This window comes from Synechococcus sp. (assembly GCF_982614295.1).
Window position 1 is genome coordinate 1 of the sequence record NZ_CEXBMR010000036.1, and the last position, 10,163, is coordinate 10,163.

The following is a 10,163-nucleotide window of genomic DNA, read 5'->3' on the forward strand; positions in this document are numbered from 1 at the left end:
GCCATTTGGGCTAGCGGCAGCCGTAGGGGATCAAACAAATGCAAATGCAGGTTTGCAAAACTAAATAAACCGCTCTCAATCGCTGCCTTTATCAGCGCCGGGTTGCCGTGGCTGGAGAAGCCCACCTGCCCCACTAAGCCTTCACTTAAGGCCCACTCCAACAATTCAGCACCTGCACCTTCAATGGCCCATTGCAAATGCTGCTTTTGGTTGATTCCGTGAACAGCAAGATTATTTAGGTGGGTTATACCCAGCCGCTCCAGGCTGCGTTGCAACTGCTGTTTTGCCTCAACTAAGGCAAGGCCTGGCAGGATTTTGCTCGTAATCACAAGCTCTTTGGGATTAAGCGCCAAGCGGCTAAGTGCTAAACCCAAGTAGTGCTCGCTTTTGCCGTAGGCCGGTGCTGTTTCGAGGTGATTTATCCCCACCTCTAAAGCTGCTTCCAGCACCTGCTGCAACTCACTTGCAGCCCCAAGGGCACGCATGGTGCCAAGGGTGAAAAGGGATACCGCTGGCCCCTTGCCAAAGGCTCGGCGGCTAGCGGTGTTAGCTGGATTTTTGCTGGGGAGCTCCATCGCTATCTGGATCTCGATCAGGTTGGGCTCTGCCTTGTTGGCGGATCAGTTCAGCAGGGCTGAGGCCGTCAACAAAACGACGAAAATCGGCGATTTCTTCTGCATCAGCTTCTGCATCCACCGGGATTGATGCATCACTCACCACTTCTTCCAGCATCCAAAGGCTGCTGCCAGTGCGCAAAGCAAGAGCGATCGCATCACTGGGGCGGCAATCAATTTCGTGGTTTTCACCACTGTGATCAACCACCTTAAGCAGGGCTCTAAAGGTGTTTGCCTCAATGCTGTGGATAACAACCCGTTCCAGTTCTAAACCTGCTACGGCCATCAGATTTGCCATTAAATCGTGGCTGAGGGGCCTGTGGGGGCTCTGCTCCTGCAGCCCCGCAACAATGTTTTGAGCTTGTGATTGATCGATCCAAATCGGCACTTGGCGCCGGCCGGAAGGATCTCGCAGCAGCACGATTGGGCTTCTACTGGCGGCATCAAGGGCAATCCCAGCCACCGTCATTTCCACCATGGCAACGGTGATGTGGGCACCATGATTATGGCTAGATCACAAATCACCCACACCCCCAACAAGATGTTTACGGGATTAGTGCAGGCCATCGGCCAGCTTTATCCCTTGTCTGGCGCCTTACGGGTGCAGTGGCAGGGCCATGGCTTAACCCCTTTAAAACGGGGCGACAGCGTTGCGGTAGACGGCGTTTGCTTAACGGTTCGTGAACTGCTCAGCGATGGTTTTGAAGCTGATGTGAGCGCTGAAACCCTTGCCAGATCTACTTTGGCTCAACGTTCAAAAAGTGCTGCTTGGGTGAATCTGGAGCCAGCTTTAGCCCTAAGTGATCGGCTTGGCGGCCATTTAGTGAGTGGCCATGTGGATGGTCTGGGAGTGGTGCGAGCAATTGAGCAGGAAGGTAATTCCTGGCGTTTGGAATTGGCTTGGCAGGATTCTGCCTTTGATCGCTATATCTGCGAAAAGGGCAGCATTGCTGTGAATGGCATCAGCCTCACCGTGGCGGGCACTGTTGCCAATGCTTTCTGGATGGCGGTGATACCCGTTAGCTGGGAGCAAACCACGCTTAAATTTTTAAAAGTTGGCGATTTAGTGAATCTTGAAGCAGATCTTTTGGCTAAATATGTTGAAAAACTACTCCGATCACCTCGCGCTGATGTGAACATTGATAAGCACTGGTTGCTGGAAAACGGCTGGACTGCTTAGCTAAGTAAAACTTGTGGGTATCGCCTCAAACCATGTTGAAAACTTTCACAATTGCTGAAGGCATCCTGTTGCTTGTTTTGGGCTTTTTAGCTCTGATATTTCCAGTGGTGGCTTCTTTTGGTGTTACTGCTGTGGTGGGTATCGCCTTCTTAGTTGGCGGTATTGTTGGTTGGATAAATAACATAAGCCGCCGCAACGAATTAAAAGCTTGGTTGGTATTTTGGCGCTTGGTGGTTTCCACTTTGTTTTTAATTGCAGGTATTTCAATCCTGCAACAGTTTTCCAGTGGACCCGTTGATGCTGTAGCGCAGGTATTAGCCCTTAGTGTTGCAATTGGGATTGTGTTTGTTGTTGAAGGTGTTGTGGCGATCGCTGCAGCTCTCAGCCATCAAGAAATCAACGGCTGGCGTTGGGGATTAGCAAATGGAGTTGTTACTTTGATACTTGGCGCTTTAATTGTTTCTATGAAATTTGGGGGTTTATTATCGGTACTTGGAATATTGGTGGGAATTAGTTTTCTCTTCTCAGGGATTGATTTAATTGCCTTTGGTAGTTGCTTGCATGGCGATAACAAATCAAAACAAGCTTAAGTTAAAAACTATTCAGCATTGCTGATTTCTTCCGCTTCAGTTCCCTCACTATTAATGGGGCGCAACCAAATGGTGCCAGTTTCTTCATGCAGTTCAATGCTGCATTCTTGGCCTGGTTCAAGGCCAAGCTTTTTGGTGTAGGCATGGCCCACTAATAAATTGCCGTTTCCATGCACCCGGGTGCGATATTCGGCATGTCTGCCTCGAAACCCATCGCTATCAACCTCTGGAGTAGCAAAGCCTTTGGCCTGTACTAACGCCTTAAGAAAAGCCTTTTTTAATACCCTGCCGCCTGGCCCCACAAATCCGCAGGCCTTAGCAATTTGATCAATGCTATTACTGCTTAAATCTCGGGCCTTATTGATTAGGGCTTCGCCGCTTAGATGTTCAGTGGAAATCATATAAAAGCTCTAGCTCATTTGATTCTTACCTGCATGATGCCTTTGAAGCAAGCATTTATCAAAGCAGATAAAGGATTCCGAACAGAATTACCCAAATCACATCAACGAAGTGCCAGTAAAGCTCCACTGCTTCGATACCAAAATGCTTTTCTGGGGTGAAATAGCCAGGTTGAGAAGCTTGAGCCCACACGATCAAAATCATCAAAGCCCCAAGCGTTACGTGCAGGCCATGAAATCCAGTGAGAGCATAGAAAGTGCTGGCAAATAGGTTGTCTGTAAGACCGAAAGGTAGATGGAAATACTCATACATTTGGCCAGCAAGAAAGGCGATGCCCATTAGGGCTGTGGTGAGTAGCCAGCCGCGGCAGGCACCCATCGCACCTTTCATTAATTCCTTAGTGGCCCGATGAAAGGTGAAGCTGCTGGCGATTAAAACGGCGGTGTTAATGGTGGGCAAGAGCAGTTCAAGCTCATAAATTGCACCCTCAGGTAATGGATTAACAGCGCGGAAGGTGAGGTAAGCAGCAAAAAAACCTGCGAAGGTCATGCCGTCGGCTACTAAAAAAGTAGCCAAACCAAACATGCGTAGGTCTGGGTGTTCCGCGTGGCCTGAGTTGTGATCGTTGGCTGCGTGCTCAATTTCGGTGCTGCTGACAGCTACAGCTGGGCGGGTGCTTGTCATTAGGAATTCCTCCAAAGATCACTACCAGTGGCCACTTTTAGATCAACAAGCCCCGGTTCGGTGCCATAACCATAGGGTTCATGCACCAATGGGGCAGCTCCTTTCCAGTTCTCAACGGGCGGAGGAGAACTTGTAAGCCATTCGGGCGTTAGGGCGCGCCAAGGATTATCCCCAGCTTCAGCGCCCCACCAAATGCTGCCGATTACATTAATTAGGAAAGGAATAGTGCTAATCGCCATTAATAAAGCTCCAACGCTGCTGAGTTGATTCATAAAAGTAAATTGTGGATCATATTCAGCAACGCGCCTCGGCATACCATTTAAACCAAGCCAATGCTGAGGGCCAAAACAAAGGTTGAAGCCGATAACAGTTAAAACTAAGTGCAACCTACCCAGATGTTCGTTATGCATACGACCAGTAAATTTCGGATACCAATGATAGATTGATGCAAATATTACAAATACTGTCCCTCCGTAAACAATGTAGTGAAAATGCGCAACAACAAAATAAGTATCATGCACGTGCACATCAAATGGCACCTGGGCAAGAGCTACTCCTGTGATACCACCGAATACAAATTGAAGAATAAAAGCGCACGAAAACAACATCGCGCTATTGAGAGCAATTCGACCTTGCCAAATGGTGGCGATCCAGTTGAAGAATTTAATCCCGGTTGGCACGGCAATAAAAGCGGTGGCGATTGTGAAAAACAATCTCATCCAGGGGGGGGTGCCACTTGTGAACATATGATGAGCCCAAACAACTAAACCAAGCACTACAATTGCAAGTATTGAATAAACCATTGTTACGTAACCAAATAATGGTTTTCGAGCGTGTATTGGTAGAATCTCACTCACTAAACCAAATGCTGGCAACACCATTATATAAACAGCTGGATGAGAATAAAACCAAAACAAGTGCTGATATACAACCACATTGCCGCCTTGAGATGGATTGAAAAATCCAGTATGGGCAACAATATCCATGCTTAAAAGTATTAAAGTGCCAGCAAGAACAGGGGTTGATAGTACAACCAAAATACTGGTACCGAGCATTGCCCAGCAATACATGGGCATTTGCAATAATTTTAAACCTGGCTGACGAAATTTTAATATCGTGGCAATGAAATTAATGCCACCAAAGATTGAACTACCGCCAAGTAGTAAAACGCTCACGATCCATATTATTTGTCCCATTGCTGGGGTTGTGAGGCTTAGTGGTGGGTAGGCTGTCCAGCCAGATTGTGCCGCTCCGCCAATGAAATAACTGCTAATAAGTAATAAGCCCGCAGGGGGGATCATCCAAAAAGCAACGGCATTGAGGCGTGGGAAAGCCATATCACGGGCACCCACATAAAAAGGAATTAGATAATTACCAAAACCGCCATTAACAACTGGCACGATCCAGAGAAATATCATAATAGTGCCGTGCAAAGTAAGCACTTGGTTATAGGTTTCTCTAGTAACAAAATCAGATATTGGTGTAGCTAGCTCTGTTCTGATCACCCCGGCGAGGGCTCCACCAACAAAATAGAAAAGAAAACCACAAACAATATATTGAAGCCCGATAACTTTATGATCTAGGCTAAAGCTGAAGTAGCGCAGCCAATTTGTGGGTTGAAGGCTTTCGTGGGCCTCGGGGCTCTGCAGAGGGGGTAGAGCGATTGTCATGAAAGGGTGGGGGGGGAATTTTTTTCAATCCAGGCATCAAAGCCGCCGGGGTCTTGCACCACAACGTGGGATCGCATTCCGCCGTGATAAGGGCCACATAATTCAGCGCAAACTATTGGATAGTCGCCCGTTTTAGTTGCAGTGAAACTAAGCATTGTGGTTTGCCCGGGAATTATGTCTTGCTTGATACGAAATTGAGGCACCCAGAAAGCATGAATAACATCATTTGCTTTCATGCGTAACTCAACCATCTGCCCTGTGGGTACGTGTAATTCCCCACTGGTGATGTTTTGTTTTGGATAATGAAATATGAAAGCAAATTGCAGGGCCGTAACTTCCACCGGCAACACATCAGCATTACCGGTGGGAGCGATTCCACCCCAAATGCGTTCACTATCTTTTTGGTTGCTTGTGCGAACGGAAGCAAGTTGTTCATTGGGATGCATTGCTTCATGGCCGTTCAGATCTGCCATGCCGCCCATCCGGTCGTAGATGTCGTAGCTGTAGATGCCGATAAACAGCACCACAACTGCTGGAATTACGGTCCAAAAGAGTTCGAGGGAAAGATTTCCCTCAATCGAAGGGCCATCGAGGGTGTCGCCTTCCTTCCTGCGAAAACGCACCAAGCTGTAAACCACAAGCCCTGTCATGCCAAGCAACAGAACTGTGCCTATTGCCAGTAATACCTTGAATAGTTCGTCGTATACCGGGGCATTGAGGCTGGCACTTTCCGGTAATAAATCTGAGTAATTTGCGGCCCAAAACCCGGCAAGCACAAGAAGCATGCCTGCTACAGAGGTAATGATCGCAGAAGGAATGCGCATTGGCGCTTTTATTTAAATGCTGAGTATTAACCCTATGCAGTTTGCCCCCATCTAGAACGACCGAAAAAAGAAAGTTTTCTTTTAAATGCTGAAAACCTCACGAAGGCAAGATCCCAATACTTGCTTAAGGCTCACCACTGCTTCGGATCGCTAGCGTTTAAAGCAAGCCCTGTGGGGCACCGCGATACGGTTGAACTTGAGCCCATTTGAATTGCCGTCTTTAAACCCCTTGCGGTTGTGCAGGCAGCTGGTGGTAGCCCTTGTGGCTTTAGTTGTTGTGGGTGGTGCCACAAGAGTTATGGAAGCCGGCTTGGCATGCCCCGATTGGCCCCTTTGCTACGGCAGCCTTTTGCCCAGTAGGCAGATGAACCTTCAAGTTTTTCTTGAATGGTTTCATCGCCTTGATGCTTTTCTTGTGGGAATTGGCCTCGTTTTATTACTGGTTTCATCGATTTTGAATCGTCGTGATAATCCTCGCTGGCTCCCTTGGTTGAGCGGAGTAGCTCTTCTGCTGGTGGCAGCCCAAGGGGCACTTGGAGCCCTCACTGTTACTCAATTACTCCGTTTCGACATCGTTACTGCCCATCTGGCCACTGCGCTTCTGCTGGTGGCGCTTCTCAGTGCAATAGCTCAATTGTTGCGGCCTCCGGTGGCGGGTCCGAGGCCTCGCGGGGCTTTTTTACTTTCTGCTGTGGCTGGTTCGCTTGTGTTTGGCCAATGCGTTGCAGGTGGGTTGATGGCAACCCAATGGGCCTCTGGCCGCTGTTTGCGCGTAGCTGAAGGTTGTGCCTGGCTTTCCGCCCACCGCAGCCTTGCCACACCAGCTGCAAGTTGCTGCGCTCTTTTGGCGATTTTGCTTTTGGCCTTTCCATGCCCTCCTATTGCCAGGCGCCTTGGAGTGGCAGCAGGAGCCCTAGCGGCCTGCCAAGTGGTGCTTGGAGTGCTCACCTTGAAACTTTCGTTATCTGAACCTCTCGTAACCGTTGCCCATCAGTTACTGGCAGCTTTGCTTGTGGCAACCCTGCCAGCTGCTGCTTTTGCCTTAAGACCAAGTTCCTCAGTGGAGTTTTCCCGTGGCTGAAGCTGTTGCTATCGCTGTTCCCCTCACTAGCCGTGAGCAGGTGGTTCCCAGCCGATCACGGTTGAAATTACCGCCCTGGTTAGAAATTGCTAAACCGCGGCTAATTCCACTTTTGCTTGCCACCACCCTTGGTGGCATGGCACTAACGGAAAGCTGGCCGATTCCTATTCCGAGATTGGCCTGCACCCTTGGAGGCGGAGCTCTTGCAGCAGCAGCGGCAGGAGTGCTCAATTGCCTATGGGAGGAGCAGCTTGATGGCCGCATGGCCCGCACCAGCGGTAGAGCTTTGCCTTCGGGGCGCTTGAGTGCCGGTAATGCTTTTTATATCGCGGTAGCGCTTGCTTGCAGTGCTGGATTGCTTTTGGTGATGGGGGTGAATTGCTTAGCGGCAGCTTTGTCTTTATTGGGGCTGTGCAGCTACGTGCTGCTTTACACCGTGGTGTTAAAACCACGCACCACTCAAAACATCGTGATCGGTGGGGTGGCTGGCGCTATTCCGCCCCTTGTTGGTGCCGCAGCTGCCACCGGTCATATTGGCCTTGGTGGTTGGTGGTTATTTGCCTTGGTAATGCTTTGGACCCCAGCTCATTTCTGGGCCCTTGCACTTTTATTAGAAGACGACTACCGCTCGGTGGGAATTCCGATGTTGCCTGTGGTGAAGGGCCCTGTAGTGACAGGAAACGCGATCATTCGCTATGCCTGGGCCACCATTGCAGTGAGTTTTCTGGGCGTATTTATCCTTCCCAGCGGAGGACTGTTTTATGGCCTGATGGTTTTGCCTTTTAACGGCCGTTTGCTGCAAATGGCTCAGCAGCTACAGCAAGATCCATTTGATCGACAGAAGGCAAAGGGGATGTTCAGATGGTCGATTCTTTATCTATTTGGCATCTGCTTGTTGTTACTACTAGCTAGAACATCAACAGCAAGTGATTTCAATTTGCAGCTAAGCAGTTTCTTTCATAGTTTCCAGTGATCAATCTCGAGAAAATCTATAAACGCTATGGCAGCGTTAGCGCTCTTGAGGGGTTTTCTCTTGAGGTGCCAAAGGGATGTTTATATGGTTTGCTCGGCCCAAATGGCGCCGGTAAAACCACAGCTCTACGTATCCTTTGCACCCTATTAGCGCCTGATCAGGGACGGGTTTTTATCGCCGGGCTGGATGCTCTGGCTGATCCTCGCGGGGCAAGGGCTCAGTTGGGATATGTGGCCCAAGAGGTGGCAATCGACAAAATCCTTACCGGCAGGGAGCTCCTCGAACTGCAGGGCAGTCTTTATCACCTAAGCGCTGCTAGATCGCGGGATCGCATCGCGGCCCTCTCGGCGTTACTAGGAATGGAGGAATGGTTGGATCGCCGTTGCGGCAGTTATTCAGGCGGTATGCGTAGGCGCTTGGATCTGGCCTGCGGCTTGCTACATGATCCTGCGGTGTTGGTGTTGGATGAACCCACAGTTGGCCTTGATATTGAAAGCAGGGCGGCACTTTGGGATGTTTTACAACAATTGCGGCAGCAAGGAACCACAATTTTATTGAGCAGTCATTACTTAGAAGAGGTGGATGCCTTGGCTGATCGTTTAGCGATTTTGGATCGCGGTTGTGTGATCGCTGAGGGAACCCCTGAGCAACTAAAGCAACAGCTTGGCGGTGATCGCATCACTTTGCGGGTGCGTGAATTTGCCAGCCAACAAGAGGCCCAACGGGTACAGCAAATAATTCAGGGCTTACTTGGCGTAAGCCAGGTGTTAATCAATCGCGCCCAGGGCCACGCCATTAATTTTGTGCTCGAGGGCCAAGGCTCAGAAGCCCTGCTTCAACTAAGGCAGCAGCTGGAACATGCCCAGGTACCTGTGTTTTCGTTAGCCCAAAGTCGTCCCAGCCTCGACGACGTTTACCTGCAGGCCACCGGCCGTACCTTGATGGACGCTGAATTAGCAGCCATTTCGAGCCGTGATTCCAAGGCGGAAAAGAAACAGGCGATGCGTTAATCCGGTTGCATTTTCGTTTGCTTTCTATCTACTCCCATCATTTTCTTTTTTCCCGTGTCTGCCCCATCTGCAATTGCTGAAATTAGTCAGGAAACCCTTGCTCTAAGCAAGCGACTGTTTCTGCAACTAAAACGGCGCCCCTCCACTTTGGTGGCGGGAATTTTGCAACCCTTGATTTGGCTGGTGCTCTTTGGCGCTTTATTTGCCAAGGCACCGATGGGTTTATTTCCTGGTGGTGGTAGCTACGGCAAATTTTTAGGGGCTGGGGTAATTGTATTCACCGCATTCAGCGCGGCCTTAAATGCAGGTTTGCCAGTGATGTTTGATCGGGAATTTGGCTTTTTAAATCGTTTACTTGTGGCGCCATTGCGCTCGCGTTATTCAATTGTGCTTGCTTCTGTGCTCTACATCACGAGCCTTAGCTTGGTGCAAAGTTTGGCGATCATGGCTGCCGCCTGGGGATTGGGTTATGGCTGGCCCGGGGGGGCAGGTTTGCTGGTGGTGATCGGCACCCTGCTGCTACTGGTGGCGGCGGTTACTGCATTGAGTTTGGCTCTGGCTTTTGCTTTGCCCGGCCATATCGAATTGATTGCAGTAATTTTTGTTGCCAACTTGCCGTTGCTATTTGCAAGCACTGCTTTGGCCCCGATCAGCTACATGCCTGGCTGGTTGGGCTGGCTTGCAGCCCTAAATCCCCTTACCTTCGCGATTGAACCGATCCGCGCGGCTTACCTAGGCCAGTTTGCTTTTGATGCGGTAGTGCTCGAGGCTCCCTACGGAGCTCTCACCGCCGCCCAATGCCTGCTGTTGCTTCTGGTTTTGTCCGCCGGCTTGTTTTTGTCCATCCGGCCTTTGTTAGACCGGAAATTGAGCTAACGCCGTGGTTGCCCATCCTCTTTCCGCCTCCGCCCGAGCTCGCAAAGAGCTGGAGGCATTAAAACTTGCCCTGGCTGAAAAAGATGAGGCTGCCTTGAGGCTTTTAAGCGAACGCTACGCCCATCGCCAAGGGCCAAAGGCACTACAGATATTGATTCGCAAATTGGCCTCCACGGAGGAGATAGCAACCTTTTGGCAGCTTCAATTATTACCAAAAGAAATCATTAAAGTAGAAATTATTCATACAGAATTCACTCAAGAA

General features: G+C 49.7%; 13 protein-coding genes. 7 read left to right on the forward strand and 6 right to left on the reverse strand.

The window, feature by feature from the left end:
* A partial coding sequence (locus AC2JC8_RS07090; RefSeq protein ID WP_484594425.1) for an aldo/keto reductase occupies nt 1-575 on the reverse strand: 575 nt, incomplete at its 3' end.
* Entirely contained in the window at nt 547-1,092 is a 546-nt protein-coding gene (locus AC2JC8_RS07095) for a bifunctional nuclease family protein (protein WP_295533644.1), read from the reverse strand. The genes AC2JC8_RS07095 and AC2JC8_RS07090, both read right to left, overlap by 29 nt.
* Before the next feature lie 63 nt (nt 1,093-1,155).
* On the opposite strand from AC2JC8_RS07095, the gene AC2JC8_RS07100 reads away from it, so the two are divergent.
* Nucleotides 1,156-1,794: a riboflavin synthase gene (locus AC2JC8_RS07100; RefSeq protein WP_255133477.1), complete on the forward strand. Its 639-nt coding sequence runs from the start codon at nt 1,156-1,158 to the stop codon at nt 1,792-1,794.
* A 32-nt stretch (nt 1,795-1,826) separates the two neighbouring features.
* Entirely contained in the window at nt 1,827-2,384 is a 558-nt protein-coding gene (locus AC2JC8_RS07105) for an HdeD family acid-resistance protein (protein WP_481931100.1), read from the forward strand.
* A gap of 8 nt (nt 2,385-2,392) precedes the next feature.
* Here the strand turns inward: AC2JC8_RS07105 and AC2JC8_RS07110 are convergent, their stop codons facing one another.
* The 4 genes from AC2JC8_RS07110 to coxB are packed head-to-tail and all read right to left on the reverse strand — an operon-like array spanning nt 2,393 to nt 5,961.
* Complete coding sequence (locus tag AC2JC8_RS07110) at nt 2,393-2,785, reverse strand: AbrB family transcriptional regulator (RefSeq protein ID WP_481931101.1); 393 nt, start codon at nt 2,783-2,785, stop codon at nt 2,393-2,395.
* A 58-nt stretch (nt 2,786-2,843) separates the two neighbouring features.
* Nucleotides 2,844-3,467 (reverse strand): cytochrome c oxidase subunit 3, encoded by a 624-nt coding sequence (locus AC2JC8_RS07115; protein WP_255133469.1) that lies wholly within the window; start codon nt 3,465-3,467, stop codon nt 2,844-2,846.
* Complete coding sequence (gene ctaD, locus AC2JC8_RS07120) at nt 3,467-5,137, reverse strand: cytochrome c oxidase subunit I (RefSeq protein ID WP_461564592.1); 1,671 nt, start codon at nt 5,135-5,137, stop codon at nt 3,467-3,469. The genes AC2JC8_RS07115 and ctaD overlap by 1 nt, the downstream gene beginning before the upstream one ends.
* Nucleotides 5,134-5,961 carry a cytochrome c oxidase subunit II gene (gene coxB / locus AC2JC8_RS07125; protein WP_484594426.1) on the reverse strand — a complete coding sequence of 276 codons (828 nt, stop codon included), beginning with the start codon at nt 5,959-5,961 and terminating at the stop codon, nt 5,134-5,136. Before coxB ends, ctaD begins: the two co-directional genes overlap by 4 nt.
* Before the next feature lie 190 nt (nt 5,962-6,151).
* Here coxB and AC2JC8_RS07130 point away from each other — a divergent pair, with 190 nt between their 5' ends.
* The 5 genes from AC2JC8_RS07130 to AC2JC8_RS07150 all read left to right on the forward strand — a co-directional run.
* A complete protein-coding gene (locus tag AC2JC8_RS07130; RefSeq protein WP_484420130.1) occupies nt 6,152-7,042 on the forward strand; it encodes a COX15/CtaA family protein in 891 nt (296 codons plus the stop codon).
* Nucleotides 7,035-8,015, forward strand: a complete 981-nt coding sequence (locus AC2JC8_RS07135; protein ID WP_484401072.1) for a heme o synthase — start codon at nt 7,035-7,037, stop codon at nt 8,013-8,015. The genes AC2JC8_RS07130 and AC2JC8_RS07135 overlap by 8 nt, the downstream gene beginning before the upstream one ends.
* Nucleotides 8,012-9,025 carry an ABC transporter ATP-binding protein gene (locus AC2JC8_RS07140; RefSeq protein WP_484401070.1) on the forward strand — a complete coding sequence of 338 codons (1,014 nt, stop codon included), beginning with the start codon at nt 8,012-8,014 and terminating at the stop codon, nt 9,023-9,025. The genes AC2JC8_RS07135 and AC2JC8_RS07140 overlap by 4 nt, the downstream gene beginning before the upstream one ends.
* 54 nt (nt 9,026-9,079) lie before the next feature.
* Nucleotides 9,080-9,901: an ABC transporter permease gene (locus AC2JC8_RS07145; RefSeq protein ID WP_484401069.1), complete on the forward strand. Its 822-nt coding sequence runs from the start codon at nt 9,080-9,082 to the stop codon at nt 9,899-9,901.
* Between the two features lie 4 nt (nt 9,902-9,905).
* Nucleotides 9,906-10,163 (forward strand): hypothetical protein (locus tag AC2JC8_RS07150; RefSeq protein WP_484594427.1); only part of this gene is annotated, 258 nt, incomplete at its 3' end.

Excerpts from the sequence above, each read along its gene's own strand:
- AC2JC8_RS07095 (WP_295533644.1), bottom strand. The coding sequence starts at position 1,092 with ATGGTGGAAATGACGGTGGCTGGGATTGCCCTTGATGCCGCCAGTAGA.
- AC2JC8_RS07100 (WP_255133477.1), top strand. The coding sequence starts at position 1,156 with ATGTTTACGGGATTAGTGCAGGCCATCGGCCAGCTTTATCCCTTGTCT.
- AC2JC8_RS07105 (WP_481931100.1), top strand. The coding sequence starts at position 1,827 with ATGTTGAAAACTTTCACAATTGCTGAAGGCATCCTGTTGCTTGTTTTG.
- AC2JC8_RS07110 (WP_481931101.1), bottom strand. The coding sequence starts at position 2,785 with ATGATTTCCACTGAACATCTAAGCGGCGAAGCCCTAATCAATAAGGCC.
- AC2JC8_RS07115 (WP_255133469.1), bottom strand. The coding sequence starts at position 3,467 with ATGACAAGCACCCGCCCAGCTGTAGCTGTCAGCAGCACCGAAATTGAG.
- ctaD (WP_461564592.1), bottom strand. The coding sequence starts at position 5,137 with ATGACAATCGCTCTACCCCCTCTGCAGAGCCCCGAGGCCCACGAAAGC.
- coxB (WP_484594426.1), bottom strand. The coding sequence starts at position 5,961 with ATGCGCATTCCTTCTGCGATCATTACCTCTGTAGCAGGCATGCTTCTT.